The 18,493-nt window shown below is 56.3% G+C and carries 19 protein-coding genes, 1 tRNA gene and 1 pseudogene; 13 read left to right on the top strand and 8 right to left on the bottom strand.

From position 1 onward, the window contains the following. The first annotated feature begins 1,300 nt into the window (after positions 1–1,300). The gene (locus AC0YKC_RS09115) at positions 1,301–2,404 is read left to right on the top strand and encodes a hypothetical protein (RefSeq protein ID WP_488510860.1); all 1,104 of its coding nucleotides are present in this window, start codon (positions 1,301–1,303) and stop codon (positions 2,402–2,404) included. A 405-nt stretch (positions 2,405–2,809) separates the two neighbouring features. On the opposite strand, the gene AC0YKC_RS09110 is transcribed toward AC0YKC_RS09115, so the two are convergent. Then, the gene (locus AC0YKC_RS09110; RefSeq protein ID WP_488510859.1) at positions 2,810–3,331 is read right to left on the bottom strand and encodes a hypothetical protein; all 522 of its coding nucleotides are present in this window, start codon (positions 3,329–3,331) and stop codon (positions 2,810–2,812) included. A gap of 10 nt (positions 3,332–3,341) precedes the next feature. Then, complete coding sequence (locus AC0YKC_RS09105; RefSeq protein ID WP_488510858.1) at positions 3,342–3,845, bottom strand: hypothetical protein; 504 nt, start codon at positions 3,843–3,845, stop codon at positions 3,342–3,344. 187 nt (positions 3,846–4,032) lie between these two features. On the opposite strand from AC0YKC_RS09105, the gene AC0YKC_RS09100 reads away from it, so the two are divergent. The 3 genes from AC0YKC_RS09100 (at position 4,033) to AC0YKC_RS09090 (ending at position 6,886) form a co-directional block, all read left to right on the top strand. After that, positions 4,033–4,728 carry a hypothetical protein gene (locus AC0YKC_RS09100; protein WP_488510857.1) on the top strand — a complete coding sequence of 232 codons (696 nt, stop codon included), beginning with the start codon at positions 4,033–4,035 and terminating at the stop codon, positions 4,726–4,728. A gap of 120 nt (positions 4,729–4,848) precedes the next feature. Further along, positions 4,849–5,934 (top strand): hypothetical protein, encoded by a 1,086-nt coding sequence (locus AC0YKC_RS09095; RefSeq protein WP_488510856.1) that lies wholly within the window; start codon positions 4,849–4,851, stop codon positions 5,932–5,934. Then, positions 5,924–6,886: a site-specific integrase gene (locus tag AC0YKC_RS09090; protein ID WP_488510855.1), complete on the top strand. Its 963-nt coding sequence runs from the start codon at positions 5,924–5,926 to the stop codon at positions 6,884–6,886. The genes AC0YKC_RS09095 and AC0YKC_RS09090 overlap by 11 nt, the downstream gene beginning before the upstream one ends. 5 nt (positions 6,887–6,891) lie before the next feature. On the opposite strand, the gene AC0YKC_RS09085 is transcribed toward AC0YKC_RS09090, so the two are convergent. The 3 genes and pseudogenes from AC0YKC_RS09085 to AC0YKC_RS09075 form a co-directional block, all read right to left on the bottom strand. Then, entirely contained in the window at positions 6,892–8,331 is a 1,440-nt protein-coding gene (locus AC0YKC_RS09085; RefSeq protein WP_488510854.1) for an SIR2 family protein, read from the bottom strand. 3 nt (positions 8,332–8,334) lie between these two features. After that, positions 8,335–8,781, bottom strand: a complete 447-nt coding sequence (locus tag AC0YKC_RS09080; RefSeq protein WP_184874762.1) for a TIR domain-containing protein — start codon at positions 8,779–8,781, stop codon at positions 8,335–8,337. A gap of 315 nt (positions 8,782–9,096) precedes the next feature. After that, a pseudogene (locus tag AC0YKC_RS09075) lies at positions 9,097–9,737 on the bottom strand (DUF2726 domain-containing protein). A gap of 17 nt (positions 9,738–9,754) precedes the next feature. On the opposite strand from AC0YKC_RS09075, the gene AC0YKC_RS09070 reads away from it, so the two are divergent. The 5 genes from AC0YKC_RS09070 (at position 9,755) to AC0YKC_RS09050 (ending at position 14,963) form a co-directional block, all read left to right on the top strand. Continuing rightward, positions 9,755–10,810: a hypothetical protein gene (locus AC0YKC_RS09070; protein WP_488510853.1), complete on the top strand. Its 1,056-nt coding sequence runs from the start codon at positions 9,755–9,757 to the stop codon at positions 10,808–10,810. 224 nt (positions 10,811–11,034) lie between these two features. Then, a complete protein-coding gene (locus AC0YKC_RS09065) occupies positions 11,035–11,862 on the top strand; it encodes a hypothetical protein (protein ID WP_488510852.1) in 828 nt (275 codons plus the stop codon). 20 nt (positions 11,863–11,882) lie between these two features. Then, entirely contained in the window at positions 11,883–13,511 is a 1,629-nt protein-coding gene (locus tag AC0YKC_RS09060) for a hypothetical protein (RefSeq protein WP_488510851.1), read from the top strand. A 17-nt stretch (positions 13,512–13,528) separates the two neighbouring features. Next, complete coding sequence (locus tag AC0YKC_RS09055) at positions 13,529–14,452, top strand: HNH endonuclease (protein WP_488510850.1); 924 nt, start codon at positions 13,529–13,531, stop codon at positions 14,450–14,452. A gap of 136 nt (positions 14,453–14,588) precedes the next feature. Continuing rightward, entirely contained in the window at positions 14,589–14,963 is a 375-nt protein-coding gene (locus AC0YKC_RS09050; protein WP_488510849.1) for a hypothetical protein, read from the top strand. Between the two features lie 45 nt (positions 14,964–15,008). Here the strand turns inward: AC0YKC_RS09050 and AC0YKC_RS09045 are convergent, their stop codons facing one another. After that, the gene (locus AC0YKC_RS09045; RefSeq protein WP_488510848.1) at positions 15,009–15,212 is read right to left on the bottom strand and encodes a helix-turn-helix domain-containing protein; all 204 of its coding nucleotides are present in this window, start codon (positions 15,210–15,212) and stop codon (positions 15,009–15,011) included. A gap of 146 nt (positions 15,213–15,358) precedes the next feature. Between AC0YKC_RS09045 and AC0YKC_RS09040 the strand changes: the two genes are divergently transcribed. The 4 genes from AC0YKC_RS09040 (at position 15,359) to AC0YKC_RS09025 (ending at position 17,722) form a co-directional block, all read left to right on the top strand. After that, complete coding sequence (locus AC0YKC_RS09040; RefSeq protein WP_488510847.1) at positions 15,359–15,979, top strand: hypothetical protein; 621 nt, start codon at positions 15,359–15,361, stop codon at positions 15,977–15,979. A 284-nt stretch (positions 15,980–16,263) separates the two neighbouring features. Beyond that, positions 16,264–16,413: an Arc family DNA-binding protein gene (locus tag AC0YKC_RS09035; RefSeq protein ID WP_488510846.1), complete on the top strand. Its 150-nt coding sequence runs from the start codon at positions 16,264–16,266 to the stop codon at positions 16,411–16,413. 39 nt (positions 16,414–16,452) lie between these two features. Continuing rightward, positions 16,453–16,695 (top strand): hypothetical protein, encoded by a 243-nt coding sequence (locus tag AC0YKC_RS09030; RefSeq protein ID WP_488510845.1) that lies wholly within the window; start codon positions 16,453–16,455, stop codon positions 16,693–16,695. Beyond that, a complete protein-coding gene (locus tag AC0YKC_RS09025; protein ID WP_488510844.1) occupies positions 16,682–17,722 on the top strand; it encodes a tyrosine-type recombinase/integrase in 1,041 nt (346 codons plus the stop codon). The genes AC0YKC_RS09030 and AC0YKC_RS09025 overlap by 14 nt, the downstream gene beginning before the upstream one ends. Before the next feature lie 93 nt (positions 17,723–17,815). On the opposite strand, the gene AC0YKC_RS09020 is transcribed toward AC0YKC_RS09025, so the two are convergent. Both AC0YKC_RS09020 and AC0YKC_RS09015 read right to left on the bottom strand, forming a co-directional pair. Continuing rightward, positions 17,816–17,890: transfer RNA gene (locus tag AC0YKC_RS09020), tRNA-Glu, on the bottom strand. A 188-nt stretch (positions 17,891–18,078) separates the two neighbouring features. Further along, the gene (locus AC0YKC_RS09015) at positions 18,079–18,492 is read right to left on the bottom strand and encodes a VOC family protein (RefSeq protein ID WP_488510965.1); all 414 of its coding nucleotides are present in this window, start codon (positions 18,490–18,492) and stop codon (positions 18,079–18,081) included. Position 18,493: the final 1 nt, after the last annotated feature.

Here is an 18,493-nt window from a genome sequence, read left to right as displayed (position 1 = left end):
GGGCTTCCGCGATCACACCATTTCTGGCATCCGCCACTTTAGTCATACTGCATATGCGGCGGACCACGGTTCGCCAGGCCGGCGCACCCTTAGGCAATCTCCAACGAGAGGCGCCGGCCACCCCTAGCCCGCTGCGGGTGATGGTGGCACATCTTGCAGCGGGCTATCGGTGAATATTAGCAATTTCTTGACTAAGCCGCCTGCCGTGCCAGAGTCCATAGGATGGACATTCCGTTAGCGCCTACTAAAAAAGCGCCAATGACGGGCGGAACGATTCTCCGTGTTTGCGCTTTCTGGGTGCATGGCCCCGCTGCCACCAATCCAATCGCCTCTGCTTCCTGATGGGAGCCCCGACCGCCCCATCAACTGCGAAGTTGCCCTCGAGCCCGCGTTTGAAGCTTTGGTGAAGGCCTCCCTTGTTAGAGGCTGGTCGGCGCAGGAAGTCTCCGAAACGCTGCTCAAACTCGCGACAGAACATGCGGAAACGGTTATGGGGCGCGAAAGAGTGGCCGCGCGGCTGTACCGTTGGCGCGTCAGCAGCTTGCTGGATATGTACGTTAGCCAATTCTTCGGCAGACTTAGGTGAATGCCTCGCCCGTCTACTACTAATGCATGTCGCGCAAAAGTGACCTCGGTTTTGCGGCAACGACATGCATCAACGAAGGACCTAAAGCGCGTCGCCTGAATCCGTTCCAGCGCGACGCGCTTTAGACCCTCGCCACATTTTTTGGAGCATTCTCCGTCGCGGGGAAAAGGGCTTGGACAAAGTACGACAGCCGGTTCCGACCAATGGCTCACGCGCACCGGTGCTAGGTGCTCCCGCCGACTGCGGTTGGCGAGCGTACCGCGTGGCCTGATCTTCGTCGCCGTAGCCGCTGCAAGCGCCTTCGTCACCGGAATGGCAGCGTCGTCGCGACGCATCTTACATTGCAAAATTGCAGCGCTCGGAAGGCTTATTTGACCGTTTTTGACGGTTCCGTCCGCCGTAACGCTAAGTGATTGAAAATATTTGGTACGCCCAAGGGACGGGTCACAATCGTTCAATTTCAATGCCTTAACTTTGCTAACCTTTCGAAACCTCGGCATTGAAAGAAAATACGAATTTCCACTGTCTGCTAACCCAGCCGGTTCGCGCCCATCAACGTTCAGTGCTCATTGGCGCTCGCCCATCACCTCATAGAAATGCAGAAGCCGCCACCCTCGGCAAAGGGCAGCGGCTGAACTAATCGGATGCTCTGCTTGAGCGGTGTATTCATACCGTGTTTTGCATCCGATCACAACTCGAAGGATCGAATGCGCCATGTCGAAAGCCGCACCATTTTCTCAGCCGACAGGAACGGATGTCGGCCTCGGAAGCAACCCGGTAAATCCTTGTCCGTCTGCCAAGAAAATCCCTCATGCTGGGCACGGTGGCCAGTATGACCTGCCGTTGCACCCGTCCCTCACCGACGATGCAATCAGTTTCATTCTCTCGGCGTCAAAGATGGAACTGCGTCACCGCTACATCCCCGAAGCCACCTCCCACCGGAACAGAAAGGCTCAGGCCAAAAGCAACTTCTCCCCGGAGCTACGGGACTTCCGCGACTTCCTGCTTTACGTGGGGCCGATGCCCCAGCCGGGAATGACGCTCGACCGCATCAACAACGATGATCCGCAATATGCGTGGAACAAGGTGCGCTGGGCGACGAAGAAGGTCCAGAACAACAACAAGTCAGACACCGGCACGTACACATGCTCGACAACGGGCAAGACGTTCACCACCTCCGAACTGGCGCAGCTTCAAGGTGTGTGTTTGGACACGATACGGAAGCGCAGAAAACGCGACTGGACGGATGACGAGATCATCTGGGGAAAAGAGCCGAAGCCTGTTCCCGTATCTCCCAAGGTCAAATCGTCCGGCTACATCCCCGCGTCGTCAGTGAAGAACCTCCATGCCAACTTCATCGCCTTCTCGGTCCCGCCACTATGGGGCTACCCTCGATTAGATTTCCCGGCTGGCATCTACAGCGCCAAGCAGCGCCAAAGCATTTGCCACCCCACGATGGATGACCACCGTTTTTCCACGGAGGCCCGAAACTTCCAGTGGCATCGGCAGCATGGAGATGGCGAATACATCCCCACGACCAAGGGCGAGCTGATCCGGTCCCTGCTAAAGGGCGGTGACGGCCATCTTTTGGCGGGCCTGAAGGACGATGGAGTGGATTGGAAGTTCGCGAGATCGGTCACCCGCAACCCGCATCTCTATTTCCCGAACCTATCCGCACACCATCGGGAAATAATCCGGGATCATTACCCCGAGTGGGTGACGAAGATGGAGCAACGTTTCCAGAAACTGGCAATGCAGGATGAAGCCACAGCGAAGACTTTTACCGCCTTGAACGATCAGCTCAGCGCACAGATGTAACCGGATCAGGCCGCAACCGGAACAGACCATGAGACGTTAATGCCACACAAATGCCGGGACGGCGGCTTAAGAGGTTCACGTCCCAGCTGCGACCTCTCGACCATGCTTGTTCTATTACGAGGACGAACTTTCGCCTGTGAAATCAATTTCACATGCAAGGTCAAATGGCCAAAAGCGCGGGGATGCAGCGAGACACGGTCGTCCCGGAATAGAGACAACCTCGGCAAATCTCGGCTAGAGGTGTCCATCCCAGCAGATAGCTTATGCATGTCAGCCTGTTGGCCACTTCAGCATCTTCGGATTTCGGTATGTCCTCAGGGTTGGTAATGCGAGGGCATTGTCCGAGAAAGACATCCACGCGAAGCCAAATGTCCGGGGATGTCTCTGTATGTCACTCAGCCCGGACTAGCTGCTAGTACAGCAGTACACCCGTTCCCCCTCATCCACGCACTTTGGTTCGATATTGCCGACTTTAGTGATTGAAACGACAGTTATGTCGCCGTTTGCGCTCGTCTTGCACCCCATGCACTGCTGTTTCGAGGCGCACAACTTGTCGATCAGCGTTGCATAGGTTGGCGCGGTCGTGTCCAAAAAGAACAGCTTTCCTAGCGAGGCTTGGTCCTGATCGGAGCCTTTGAGCTGTATCGAAAGATGTGCGTTTGTGTCTTTCTCCAGCTGCGCTACCAAATTCCTCAGTTCACCACCATGCGAGACGGAGGCTGGCTGACTTGGCGCGTTGAACTTGTATAAGGCGTAGAAAATTAGGCCGCCGAAAACAAGAATGAACAATATCGCAATAAACCCGGAAAGGACGGGGCCTATCTGTGAAAACGAGAAGCCGAGCCTGTCGCTGCCGTATTGATAGAACAGATAAAGCGCGAGGCCGGGGATGCCAAAGCTGACCAGTGCGGTTATCGTCTGAGCCATTGGGTTCCTACTAGTTGCAAGTTCCGTTTTTTTCAGAGGTTTGCGCGATTATCATTATGTGAAAGTCGCCTACTCCGGCGTCAACACAGCCATCTTTGTTAAAATCTTGAACCATGCTTTGCAGGAGCACGGGACTAGTGAAGATGGTTCCAAATTTGTCGGCTAATTCCTTGAACCGCTCCGGGGGCACCGCTGTGGCCGCCACGGTGGCCAGAACGCTGCCAGTTACTGGTTCCTTACTCCACGCATCGAGTGCCCCAAATGCCGTTTTCGAAGACGCAAAATCAATTTTATAGCCTGCAGCCTGCCATTTGTTCGGATCGTTGAAATCGGCGGAGGCATCAGATGTTGGGAAGGTTATAGTGCAATAATCAGCGCTCTCGCTCCGAGAGCAAGTGCCAGAACCCGCAGCCTCTGCCTGATGCTGGTCGCATTTGCATGTTTTGGCCATTGCGGCACCGTTAAAACACCCAAGCACAAGCGCGCTTGTGTAAAAAACTTGGAGCAAACGCATTGTTATCCCCCTAGAGCGACGTTGAACTTAGTGGTGGGGAATAGTTAAGACAAGCCAGATACCAGATTGTGCACTAGGACTTTCAGGCATGTCTTGTGCGGAAGTCGGGCAATGGCGGGGTCGTGAAAAGGTAGGCCCGCCCGGATGCTATGCTCCACAAAGAGCGAGCGGGCAGGTCGGAGGGTAGATGCCGGACACAACATTCGAGGAAAAGTCTCATCGTCGGCGTTCTCTTCGTGAGAACCCAACACGACGTCGCGAGATAGCGCAGATGATTGCAAATGCGATCAATGCCACCGTCACCAACGAATACATCTCTGGCATGCAAGAGCCGGTGATCACGACCTCAATTAGGAACAAACTTGAAGAGATGTCTCAACGCGGCGATCTGAACGTAGAGGGGTATTCTCTTGCCGTTTTCGGATGTGAGGCAGTGGCCATGGGGAAGTTGTCACAGGAAAGAAGGACAGGGATCGATCTCTATTTCGGCGTCGAGATATTTGATGACGGGTACATATCCAAGGGTTTGCTGATACAGGCCAAGAAGGCTAACGCACTGGGCGGATCAAGACTTATAGCTCAGTGTGAAAAGATGACACGGCTCAATCGGGAAGCTTACGTCTGGGTATATGAACCGGACGGTGTCCGTATCGTTTCGGCGTCGAGCATACTCGGGCGGCGAGACACCAGCGTCACCAAACTCAAGCGGGAGGATATGGTAGACCACATAGACGCAATTCTGGAATGCTCTAAAGGCTCGCCAAGCTTAGCTCTGCCTTCAGGACCAAACAAACGGGCAGCGCTTAGTGCAATGATGAACCAATTGCACGCCGAGGCGGCTTTGGAACTGGTCATCTCTAACGGTTCGACGTTAGTAATCTAGCCGATAGCGTCCAGCAGATAGCGAACGGTTTGGTCGATTTAGTTCGCAGGCTTCGTCCTAGTCTGTCATGCCTAATGGTGGGATACAGGTTGTGGTCCTCCCGAAGCTGGGAGACCGAACATGTTCCAACCTCTACCATTATTCAACGCCGCCGATCCCGCCTTTCGGGTGTTGGCCTTCGACCACAACGTCCCAACCACCGAGCCGCTGCAAATATCTGCATGGGTGGCGATGAGCGCACTCCAGAAGGGCATCCGCCGGGGTAATGTCGATCTGGCCACCCGCGCCGCCGCGACCCTGTTAAAGGTCGATCCGGCTAAGCTATGGCGCAGGCTCGCGGGCATCGCGTTCGAGGATGTGGGATTGGCGTCCATCCAAACGGTCGGCCTCGTCATGGCTGGTACGGCAGGCAAGACTGTCCGCCAGCAGTTCGGCGGCGGGGAATGGGCAGTTGCATCGCTGTTGGTAAAGCAGATGTGCGAGGCAAGGAAATGCAGAGCCGCCGACGACCTCCTGATCTCGCTGTCGTATCACCATGAGCTTGAGGCTCTCCGGGGCGATTTGGCGCGCGACGAGCTTGTGCAGCTTCTTACCCGCGTCCGGGAGCGCGCCGCGCTTCTAGGTGCCTCTCTCGCTGCGCTACACGCATCCGGGACGCGATGGACGGGACATGTCGCGGGGAAGGCAGCAGACGCCACAGCAACATTCACCGCCATGCGGTCTGCCGGGGTCGGGCATGACATACTTGCACTGGCCGAGAGGGGCTTTCGCAAAACGCGGGAGGCGCTTCCCGTGCTCCTCCCGCTTCTGACCCCCGCGCTTCCATCGGGAGAGCTTTCAATCGCAGATGATGAGTTCCCAGTCACCGTTGTCGGGCGTAACGGCATTCCGACCTATTGCCTCGACGGCTTCAGCTATGAGGGCAAGTCGGCGCTCACCCGGTTCCTGAAACGGAACACGGCTACGGGCCGCTGGCTGAGTAAACATGTTCCCGCCGAGAGCCGTGTGGCGGTGTTGCATGGCGCGATCTTCCGTGTTGACGGTGGACTGGTTCGGCAGCGTGCCCAATGGCCATGCGCGGCGACCCTAAGGCGGCTCGCCGACCACGGCTTCCACGGCATGAAGCTACACAATCCTGCCGGGTTCCTCACCATGGTTCGCGCCGACCTCCCCACGCTGGACGAGGAGCGCGCTAATGTTCGCTGAGCGCCACACCTCTACCGGAAACCTACCACGTGTCGCGGCGAGCCATGAAGCACTGCCGGACCTGCCCGCCGATGTTCAGCGGCTCGTCACTGCCTCGCTGGCCGATGCCACGAAGAAGGCGTACCGGCTGGATATCGATCATTTCGAGGGGACTGGTAGGCGGCTCCCTGCGACCCCTGAAATGGTCGCGGCGTATCTGGCCGAAGGCGCGGAGACGTATGCCGTGGCCACCTTACAGCGGCGGCTGGCCTCGATCAGCAAGGCCCATCGTGCGATCAGTGCGGAAGACCCGACCAAGAGCGAGTTGGTGAAGGCAACATTGCGCGGCGTGCGCCGGACCATCGGGGTCAAGCAACGGCAGGCGCAGGCGCTTCTCCGCGATGATCTGTTTGCCATCCTCGACCGGATTGGAAGCCGCACAAAGGATGTCAGGGACCGGGCCATGCTGTTGTTGGGTTGGGCCTGCGCGCTACGCCGCTCCGAACTGGTTGCGCTGGATGTGGAGGACATCGCGTTCACGGGTCAAGGCGCGCTGGTCACGATCCGCAAAAGCAAGACTGACCAAGAGGGGGCGGGACGAGAAATTGCTATGCCGTTCGGGCGCACCCGTCATTGCCCAATTGCCGCTCTGAAACTCTGGCTGGGGGTCGCGAGGATCGAGACGGGACCGATCTTCCTTGGTTTGGACAAGCACGGCAACATGCTTCCCGAACGGATTTCCGGTGAAGCCGTCAGCGATGTCGTCAAAGTCCGTGTCAGTTCAGCGGGCTATGATCCCGCCGCCTTCTCCGCTCACTCCCTACGCAGCGGCTTCGCGACCTCGGCAGCCATGGCGGGAGCCACCAGCTACAAGATCAGGCAGGTCACTGGTCACCGCAGTGAGGCTGGGCTTGCGCCTTACCTGCGAACGGTCGATCTCTTCGATGACAGCGCAGCGGCTCGACTGATTTAAGGGAATTACCCCTTGATTGGTCCGACGCGTTTAAGGATTTCACTGACGATGCGCGCCAGCTCTTTCGGGCTGGCTGTCGGCTCCGAAAGTGCGGCAAGCTCTTGATCAGTGGGCCGAATAGCATGTGCACCCTTTGCGACAAGTGTTGAGCCAAGAAGTCCTGCTGAAATTTGAGCAGCCGCGCCTCCGGTGGCTCCGACGGGGAGCAAGAAGCATCCCGCGTTTTCGGCGAGCTTAGCTTCTTCCAGAACACCATCTGCTACGCCGTCCGGCTTTTGACCTCCTACAAAGACCACGACACCGGATAGGCGAGAAAGTTCCTGTCTCAAACTGGTCCACTGGTCCTTGTCGGCCTTTCTCTTGCCGAACGGTTGAGGAAACGGCCTCGCGATCAGCCGTCTCTCAACATCCCAAGTTCCCGCCTCTCTCATCTGATCTAGAAAACCCGCGATTGATGCCGGTCCCACAAGAAAACCGGACCCGCTGACCAGCGTCCGCCCTAGCTTCGCGATTTCACGCCCGATCCTGCTCGCAGTCTCGTATGAGCGCGCTGCCTCTGTGCCAGCGTCATCTAGCGGCCAGCTTCCGCTGACCCATACTCGGTGGGCAGCCACCTCACGTTCAATTTCTTGGAGCAAATCTGGCACTTCGTCATAGCTGTCGATTTCGACGGCCACTAATCCGTATCGCCTCAGGTCCTTGGCCCAAAGCCTGTGTTGCGCGAGCCGTGCGGCGTGTTCTGCCTCGGTATCGAAGTCTTCTCGTTGTGGCGGCCTCACAATCGCGAAATGCTCGGGTGGGGCTTCTGTGAAGCTCTCCCGCATTAACGACAGCACGTGACGGATGTTAGGGTCTGTTAGGCTCAAACCAACGAAAAGCATCGACATGCTCGTCAGGTGAGCCTGTAGAAGCGGCAGGAACGCGCCACGACGCTTTCGGAAGAGTTCGTAGTCGTCTGTCGAAATAACTACATCGTCCAGACGGTCAATCGAGCCGTGCATCTTGTAGAGGCGTGTTGCCCCCGGCGTAATCCTGAGTGCTAAGTCACTGGCAGCAGAAACGACGTCCAGGGGACGCCGGATTGATGCGAATGCTCGCTCAATAAGCCTATCGTAATTTGTTGTCCAAATATGCCGCGTGGGTAGACGCGCAATAGTTTCCAAAACTGATGGGACCGGATGGTCAACGCCAATTTGCTCCTTAATCACGGAACGAACCCGTGTTGCGCCGCCGCTCTCTTGGATACTCCATTGAGCAAGCGCCGAAAGATCATGCACGTCTGTAGAACGCACCCCCAGCTCATCCCCAATTTCACGCAACAGTGTTGCCCAAGAGGGGTAACCTGCACCCATAGAGACGCCTGCGCCGATGAAGACACAGCCCGCATCGTCGATGAGTGCAGAGGGAAACTCTCTTAGGAGCCTCCTCTTGGCGCTGGCGGCCATCCTCTATCGGCCAGCAGCGCGAGCTGCCTGCTCGATCCAAGCGCCAAGACTTGCGTGATCTCGATAGTCGTAAACAAGCGCCCCCGCACTCGCCAGAAGTGGCGGTACCGTGCCGCGCACATCGGTCAGTCCGTGGCGGTCCTTCAAGCCGTGGATGTGAACGCCTAGTATGCCGTTGCGTCGTGCAAGGGACTGCCTGATTTCATAGTTGATGAACTTGCGGCCTGCGGTTGCGCCGCCGATGCAGATGACGGTGACGCTGGTGTTCTCCAGTGCGTTGTCTATCATCCGCTGGATAACGGCGTCCCCCTTCTTTTTTGCTTCCTCCCAAAGCGACGCGTCGTGGAAGCCAGCAGCGGCGCTGCCAACTACTTCGCCGATGTTTCGTATTTGATTTACACGCCAAACGTCGCGTTGGTAGTGAAAACTAAAAAAGACCCGTCTCGCCATTTTCTACCCCTGTCTTGCGGATGTATAATTTTGCTTGCAATCATTGTCTTGTACAACCCTGCCGGTTCGTCTTCCCCAAGGTTTTCAACCGGGATAACTTCAATTATCGAGAGCCATTTTCGGGCATCGGCAGGTGCATAGCATGGCGGATTTTGGAAGCCTCAGGCGATGCCCTCATTGATCCCGTGGCCAGTAGCCGAGGAAATTTTTGGGAATTTGTCGCTGGCCCAAAAGATGGGCAGCTACAGCCCCGATTTGCTAATAGTGGCAGAGGCTGCCTTCTGCTGGCTTGTGAAATCAATTTCACAGATCGCCTCAGGCGGTTGGTTCGCTCGTAGGCGGCACCGGGCCTCGCACGAGTTTCTCGACCAAGCGCCTAAGTTCGGAAGGTGTTGTGTGACCGCCTACGATCTCATGATAGCTTATGCCAGCCCGTCGCAGCGCCTCCTTTTTAACGGCGTCCCGCGCTGCTGCGGTACCCTGATGATGCGCATGACCTTGGTATTCGAGGGCATGTCTAGGCAGACAGTTCTCGTCCACAAGCAGAAGGTCCACCCGTTTCGAGTTGATGCAGCTGTAGGCGTCGGCGTTGGCGCTCCCTGCCACCCCGGATTGCAGCTGATCACCATGCGATCAAGTTCCTTGAAAACGCGCACTTCGCTCCTGTTGAGGAGCGGTTGAACAGTGAAGTTCGCACCCATGACAATCCGCAACTGGTCAGCAGGGTCAGTTAATTTCGGTGGCGGGGGAACTGGCTTCGGGGCGGTCCACAAGCCGCTAAGGATGTCGCCCCCACTGCGCTCTTTCGCCCAGCGCCAGCGGTTCTTTTGCCTCCATGCCTGCCTCCGCCTTCTCGAAAGGAAACGCTCCAAGGCCATACCAGCGAAGACGCCAGCCAGCAGTATGCCAAATAGCGGAAAGATTTGCTGCGCTTGCTCGCTGAATTCGGGTGGCATGCAAGTAAGATACCTCGTTGGCATCGAACCTGACTATAACAGTAAAGAGACCCACCGTCAGCAATGCCAGTTTTGCTATGATTTGCTATCAGTGTGCCGAACAGCAGGAGCACCTAGCCGTGGAAAACAGAACTCCTTTGCACATACGCTTTCGGGAGCAATATCGAGCAAATCGTTACGCCCGTCACCTGTCGCGGGACGAACTAGGCACCCGTTTTCGTGACATTATGCGCAATCTCCTGACGGTGACGCCAAATGCCAAGATCGGCGTACACCCGGTAGACGAGCAAAACGGCCCGATGTGGCAAAAGTTCACGCACGTGGCCGAAGAAATGCAGCTTAGATATGGGCCTTGGCCCTCAGGCATGGGACGGGATATTCTGCGGCGCGACCAATTGCCTAGCTATGCGTCCAATCTGGCCAAACAAGCTGTGGAACGCATCTCGGTACTGGGCCTCCGGCGGGGCGACGTATTCATCAAACTGGGTAAGCGCGTCCACATGGAGCAGCTGTACCATCGCGGCCAACTACGCATCCAGCCTGCCAGCTTCTTTTCCGAACCGAGCCACAATCAGGCAATCCGCGACGACGAGCTTTCCCTGTCCTTTTCCATAGCGATTGTGCACGATGACAATGGAAAGCTCGTTCCGTACTCGCCGCGAGCCGATGGCGCTATCGAGCATCGCCTTGATGTCAGGTTCGATGCGCAATCAGACTACTACCTCTACTGCATCACCTCCTCAATTGAACCGCGATTGGTGGTAGACTTCAATGCGGAAGCATGTGTCGTCATCCGCAATAGGGGTGCTTTTCGCGACCGCCTGAGGCGGGCAATGGTTGCTTATGATCCTAAGCTGGAAATGCAGGAAGGGCCTGCGATCTACGTCGATCCCCTTGCTCCCACCTCAGCGCGTCCGTTTGTTCCGCTCAGCAAATACTTTGGCTACGCCTATCAGGATGAATATCGCTTTTGCTGGCTCCCTCAGTCCCGTGTGTCCCGGCTGAGCCACATCGACCTAGAGATTGGCAGCCTTGAGGACATTTCGGAATTGATCTTTATGGAGACGGAATAGCTCCTTCGGGGATGACAGGTCCTAGGACGAAGCGCTGGCGGATTTTGAAGGCTCGTGCGATGCCGTGCCGATCCTGGGCAGGTAGCTGGCCCGGCAGTAACAAATTGCGCTTGGCCCAGAGCCGAGCCGTCTACGGCTCTCCCTCCAAACGGCCCCGCAGACGTGGTTATGGCGAAATCGCCATTTCGACTATACGTTAGGTGATGCGTACGGGGTGGGTGGCGATGACTGCAAAGGGCTTCTGGAAGTTCAGCTCTGAGAATTGGGAACGGGTTGTCTTCTCTGTAGTGGGCCTTATCCTAATCGCCTACTCGCTGCGCCTGGTGTACGCCGATCAAATAGCAAACGGCGGCATCGTCTTTGGCCTGGGATTTTTAAGCTTCATCTACGCGAATGTTTCCCGCTTCAAACGGTTCAAGGGGTTGGGCTTCGAGGCTGAGCTTTGGGAGGACAAGCAGAAGGAGGCGGCTGACCTAATCGAACGGCTTAAGAACGTCGTTGCCATTTACACGCGAGAAGTGATCCTCGGCAGAGTAAAGGCAGGTCGCATGGCTAATGGCGTCGATTGGAGATCACATTGGCAACTGTATGATGATCTTGTTACTCAGCATAGTGTCCTCGGCCAGAAGATCGACTTCTCCGGCGTGAAAAAGGTAATGGACGACTATTTCTTGTTCGACATGTCCATGCCTCTCGTCAACCACATTCGTAAGCAGGTGGACGGTGGGAGAGCGAGGGCCATGCGCAAGATTGACGAGGAGTTTGGTAGCCCTGTGAAGGATGTGGACGGCTATAATAAGAGGATAGCTGCCTATCATGAGATTGTGGGAAAAGTAGACGACCCGTTCAAAATCTCTGCAAGGAGCAATCTTGCAGGTCATCTGCTCGCGGTCTGGCAGGATGCAAAGGCTCGCCTAAGGCGCGAATTCGATGTGGAGATCGAGCTTGAGCCGGACAAGCTGGAGCGCTTGCAAAGGATTTCGGCCCTCTATGAGAGCCGACCGGTAGAGGTCACCGACGTACTGATTGATTGGACCGCCCTGCGAGATTAGGGGGCGCAGCACCACAGCACATGAATACGGCCAACGAAATGACCCAACGACTGACTTCTGAAGAGCTAGGGCGTCATGGTGAAAATCTCTTCCCGCCTCTGTGCTCAGGGCTGGCAGTTAATAAGGCCAATCAAGACCTTACCGGCTGGGACTATCGGGTAGAACTCACAAACAAGTATCTCGACACCTCAACCTACGCCGATAAAAGACCTCCCCTACCTGCGTTCAATTTTCAAATCAAATCGATGTGGGCACCCGCCAAAAAGTTCTCAGCCCCGCTTCTGTCAATGGAGCGGCTGGCAAAGGCGACCGACCCCTCGTTCGTATTCGTGATGCGATTTAACTCCGATCTCTCCATTCGCGACACATTTGTGGTGCATCTCGCAGGTGCTCCGCTAGACCACGTCCTGAAAAGGTTGACGAAGGAAAGTAGCAGCGGACGACCTGTTACCAACAAGCAGACGATCACGTTTACGAAGAACGCTGATTGGCATTCCGTTCCGTATGAGGCCAACACCGATAAATTACTACAATGTATTCAAAGAATGTGCGGCGAGTATGCGACAGGTCATGACTACTACGAGACTAAGCGCCTACAACGCGAAACGTCCGGTTATGATGGAAGCCGGATTTCTCTGAAGATATCTATCCAGGCTAAGACGGAGGAGGAAATGGTCGAGGGCTTCCTTGGCCTCAGGCCACTGCGGGTGACCAAATTTGCGAGTTTTGAGAAGCGGTTCGGTATCGAGCGGCCGCACCATTTTCAGTTTTCTGGCATTGGCGAGATGTCGGTCACACCGATTGATAAGCCGGACTGCAAGATAATCTTCCGTCGCGCCAGAAATGGATTTCCAGTCGTTAGGCTAGGAACCGCTGTTACTCCGCCATTCTTGCCCTCTGCGCCTCAGAAGATACGATTTGTCATCTCGTCACCGCCGGTTTCGCTTGACGTTAATTTTGCTGGCACCTTTACCCTAACGGTCGCAGATTTGCAGGCCGAGAAAAGGCCCGTAGGCTGGTGGATCGAGGTCTATCAAATTCTCAATATGATGGCATCTGAGGAGTTCTTCCTCGAATTGTATTCGCCGGATGGCAAGAAGGTATTCAACTCCAATCTGGGTACTGGTGCCCAAATTGATCGGGACGACGCCAAGCACTTTGCAGCAGTTTTGCGGGCGCTGGAGCGAATAGAGCGTATCACTGCGAGGATCGGCGTTACCAACTCCCAGCTTAGTCTTGCGGACATAGAGGCGGCTGATATAGGCGTGCAGGCCGTACTGTCGCTGATTGATGAGATCGGAAAGCCCTTCCACGCCAGGCTCGACGCCAAGAAGGCGTCCGTCGAGGAACTGATTGGAGTGCCTAAACCGGGCATTATGGTTCAGACCATCCAGGTCGGTGACACGAACATCATGTACTGTGCAGTCGCTGAGATGACTTTGACCTGTGAGGAGACGGACGAAACCGTACTGCGAGCTGTCACCACCCAAAATGGGTACCTCGAAGCGGGCAACAGCATGACTTTGAGTGAGTTCGCCCAGCAATGCAGCAAGGAAGTTGCCCCGGTCTATCGGATCATCGGTGGAGATCAAGCAACTCAAGGGCCTGTGGCCGAACCCTCGCCTCTAAGTGCGCGAAAGGCATCCTGACCTGAATTGGGATATCTATGGGCATCAAGCTTGTGGTCGCAGTGACAGATGGTGACTGGTTCAACCAGTTGCGCCGTCAACCACAACTGGTGGAAGTGAATTTCTGGTCGCCATCGCCGAAGTCGTTTCGCGCGCTTCAACCCGGCGAGCTATTCTTGTTCAAGCTCCACGCCCCAATCAACATGATCGTCGGCGGCGGCGTCTTTGCCTCATCGACGATCATGCCTTTATCGCTCGCATGGGAAGCATTCGGGATCGCGAACGGCGTTACCAGCCTCACGGAGATGCGGTCTCGCATCCTAAGATATCGCAAGATCGATCCCGCGACGGCGGGACCGATAGAGATCGGGTGCCGTATCCTTACGCAGCCGTTCTTCCTCCCTGAAAGTCGATGGTTTTCGCCGCCAGCATCGTGGTCACAAAACATCGTAAGCCTTCGTGGCTATGACACGACGGAACCAGAAGGGAAAGCGCTGTGGGAGGCCGCCCAGGCGTCTGTGACCCCTTTGGTTGGTCCACATTCGCTTGCAGAGGAGCAAGCGCGTTACGGTGAACCGACGTTGATCCGCCCACGCCTTGGCCAAGGAGCATTCCGCCTCGTCGTCACAGACCTCTATGGCCGTCGGTGCGCGATCACCAAGGAGCGCACCCTACCAGCCTTGGAAGCTGCCCACATACGACCATACGCGGAAGGCGGAGAGCATTCCCCGAGCAATGGCATCCTCATGCGGCGGGACATCCACAGCCTCTTTGACCAGGGCTACGTGACCGTCACACCCGAGCACCGGTTTGAGGTCAGCCGCCGCATCCGCGAAGAGTTCGACAATGGTCGGCACTACTACGAACTGCATGGCTCAGCTATCGCATTGCCAGCGATCCAAAATGCGAAACCGGATAAAGAAGCGCTGAGGTGGCACAATGAGAGCCGGTATCTTGGATAGACGTCGCCGGATTTTTCGACGGCTTTTCTGTTGCCTTGCTGAGCAACGGATGAGTAGCTGGGGGCCTGCGAAACTTTTGTGGCCAGTTTGTCCGGCGTCGTTTTCGAAGAAACCTTTTGCCATTGTGTATGCAAGCATGGCTGTTGCCATTGCCCTGCTTGTAAGTGCCCAAGCTGGCGCGAAGGAGTGCCCTCTGGGTCATGCTGCAAACGAGCAGGATGGCTGGAAATGGATTGCAAACAACGCTCGTAGGACGGCGGATAGCTATGCCGTGCAACGTGGCAGGCCCGAAGCCACACCCTCCTTCGGAGATGTTTCAGTCTACTACCAGTTGGATGGAAAATATCAGGGAAGCTATCTTGTTGGCATACTTGACCGAGGCACCGTCGGAATAACGTTCATGATGCTCTATCCCCGCTTCGATTTTTGCAGCGACATTGCCACCCTCGATGATGAACGAACTGACCTGTTTGAGGTCGTAGTTGCAAAATTCAACGGACAGAAATTCTGATTAGGGTGTCCATCTCACCTCAACATCCGAGACTATCAGGGCTGACTAGTTGAGGCTCCCAATCGCTTCTACCTCGCGGACAATTTCGTGAAGGTCGAAGCCGATGATTTCCGAAAGTGCAATAAGCTCGATCAAGTCCAGTCGGCGGTCTCCATTCTCAATGTTGGCAATGAATGGCTGATGGCGTCCTAAAGCGTGGGCTACGGCTGCCTGCGTCAACCCAGCAGCTTTCCGCTTCTCGGCGAGCAATTCTGCCAGCCTCCGATGCCGCGTAGAGTGTAGCGTTTTGGCCATCCGCCCGTCGAGCAATTGCGCTTCGACATGCGGTTAATTCGGATATCGGATTATCCAAAAATCAGATATCTACGCTCTTGGGGATCAATTTGGGGTGGGTCATGCAGTCGTTCCCTCGCCTTAGTCGCGTGTTTGGCAAGGTCGCATTAGTGGTGGCGATTGGCTCGGCAGCTCCGTTGTCATTCGCTGCTGTTAATTTCATTGCTAGGCTCGCGGGAAGTGATGGGTCTGTTCCGAATGCAGGCACAACTGACCCATCGGGGGCAGCGGGCTATAGCGTCGGGCATCTATCCTTTTTGCTCTACCTCGTCCCCTTGGTTCTCATGGTCTTGTTCACGATCCGTGTTCTATTCAAATTAGACATTGCACAGACAGTGGCGATGGCGAGGGATGCATTCGAAGACGTTCCCTACTCGCTGAGGAACTTCGGGCTTTTTGCTCGGCTGGCCGCAGTCATCGCTGCCGTAGCTTTGGGCGTGTACAGTTGCTCTCGCCCGGATGCTGCCAATGATCGAATTTCAGCCATCCGAAGTTGCTATTTGTCGTTGGAAGAAAAAGTGAAGCGCGACCTGCGAGACCCCGACAGTTTCCAGTACATAGAAACCCGTTACACAGACGATGGCGGCTACCTCGGTTTGGTTGTGAAGTATCGGGCGAAGAATGGCTTTGGCGGCTACGCTGTCAGCTACGCAAGTGAAACCTGCAACATTCCGTCCAGTTGACGGGAACCACAATCGGCGGAGACGAGCGAGTACATTCGGTCTTGCAGGCGTACGTTGTCCCCGGAGGCTATCCGCTCCCGCCCAACCGCTGTGAAATCAATTTCACTTCCGTACGAACGCGAGACCAACGTACTCCGTGAGAGCTGCAAACTCTTTCTGAGACGTAGTTCCGCTCAAAGTTGAGAAATGGCCTTGGGGCACTCTCTACCCCGCCACGGGCTTCAATCCTTGGCTCTGATACCCATTGTGGGTACAGTAACAACAACCCAAAAAGAGGGCACGCTATGGACATCAAAGACATGAAAATTCGTCTCCCTGCTGACCTAAAACAAACGCTTTTGGATCGAGCGAACCGCAATGATCGGACTATCAACGGCGAGGTGCTTCAAATCCTAAAGGCCGTTCTGACCCCGGAAAATACAAAGGCCGCGTGAAGATGAGCGAAGTCTGTCGCGCAGCAGCGAGGTGAGACGATGGCCCTGAATTTTGTAGCCGCCATGAAGGCTTCGGCAGCGGCCAAGAAAGGAAAGTTCAGCGTTGTTGCCTTCAAGCAGATCAGTAAGGCGCTCGCAGCGCAGGGGAAGACCGTGACGGGTGTCGAGCATCACCCGGACGGCTCATTCACGGTCATCGCTTCAAACCCAAACCAAACCCCGGCAAAGGCCGCATCCACCATCTATTGGGATGACAAGGTGCTGAAAAATGGCTCGCCATAAGAAGCCGAAATACGTACGCGACTATAAGGACCGTCACGGCAAGCTACGCATTTACTTCAACCGCCCCGGACAGCCGCAAATCCCATTGCCGGGACCAATCTACAGCGAACCGTTCATGGTTGCGTACCAGAAAGCCCTTGCTGGCGTCGTACTGGCAAAGGAAGGGGCAGGGGCGGCGAAGACAATCAAGGGCACCTTCAATGATCTGATCGCTCGCTACTATGCATCGGCAGGCTTCACGTCGAAGGCCCCTGCCACGCAACGGAACTACAAATCCGTGCTGGAGCCATTCCGTATGGAGCATGGCGACGGTCCCGTCGCTGGCGTGCAGACCATCCACCTTGATGCCATCCTTGGAAACGTGGCGAAGCGTTCCACGTCATCCGCTCACAATCTGCGCAAGCGCCTGTTCCTGCTTTTCCGGTTGGCGGTGAAGTGGGATTTCCGAAACGACAACCCCATGCTCCTTGCCGACCGGGTTCAACATAAGGCCAAGGGCTACGAGACTTGGACCGAAGCTGACATCGCCAAATTCCGTGCCAAGTGGAAGGACGGGACGCCGCAGCGTATCGCAATGGAAATCCTGCTTTACACCGGCCTCCGCCGTAGCGATGCCGCACGCCTTGGCCCTCAGCATGTTCAGGGTGACTATATCGTCATCACTGCCCGAAAGACGGGTGCGGAGCTTTCCATTCCCGTCCACGCCGAGTTCCGGGCGGTTCTGAAAACCATCCCGCACAAGCACCTTGTGTTTATCGCCACCGAACGCGGCGCGGCGCGATCCGAGTTCGGATTTACGAATTGGATGATTGAGGCAGCGAACAAGGCCGGACTTCCCCCGCACCGTTCCCCGCATGGCCTGCGAAAGGCCGCATGCCGCCGCCTTGCCGAGGCGGGTTGCACAGTGTGGGAGATCATGGCCATCACAGGCCACAAGGACATCAACGAAGTGCAGACCTACGTCGCAGCGGTGAACAACAAAGCGATGGGAGCAAGCGCTATCACCAAGCTACACGGTGCAGCGTGAGAACGGCGGGAGAACGGAAATCTGCTAACCCTGACGCCCGGTTAGCACAAATCGCCCGCAACCGATTGAAATGATAGGAGGGATGCGAAAAAATGGTACGCCCAAGGGGAATCGAACCCCTGTTCCCGCCGTGAGAGGGCGGTGTCCTGACCGCTAGACGATGGGCGCGCTCAAGAACCGGCTACATAGGCTGGCGGCGGGGAAAAAGCAACCGAGCAGATTCCGGAAAAGTGTCGTGCGGTTTTCCGACAGAAATCCGCGACAAACAAAAAGACCCAAGCGGGGCATTCGTTGGCTTGCCAAGGAATGCCCCGCTTGGGCTTTCGACCGCTTTGCGCTTTGACGAGTGGCCTTGGTCAGCCCTGCCGCTTCGGCTCGATCAGGTCCCAGAGATTGCCGTGGAGATCGGCGAACACCGCCACCGTGCCATAGGCCTCGTGGCGCGGCGCTTCGCGGAACTCGACACCCCTGCCGAGCATCGCTTGGTGGTCGCGGGAAAAATCGTCGGTTTCCAGGAACAGGAAGACCCGGCCGCCGGTCTGGTTGCCGATGCGGCTTGCCTGCTCCTCGCCGGATGCTTCCGCCAGGAGCAGCCGCGCGCCCTGGCCGTTCGCCGGCGCGACGGTGACCCAGCGCTTGCCGTCGCCGAGATCGACATCCTCGGTGAGCACGAAGCCGAGCCGCTCGACATACCAGGCGATCGCCTCGTCGTAATTGCCGACGACCAGCGCGACGGTCGCGACGCTGCGGTTTCCGGCAAAGCCGCTCATG

The organism is Mesorhizobium sp. CNPSo 4661 (genome assembly GCF_057784215.1).
This window is presented reverse-complemented; position numbering and strand designations above follow the sequence as displayed.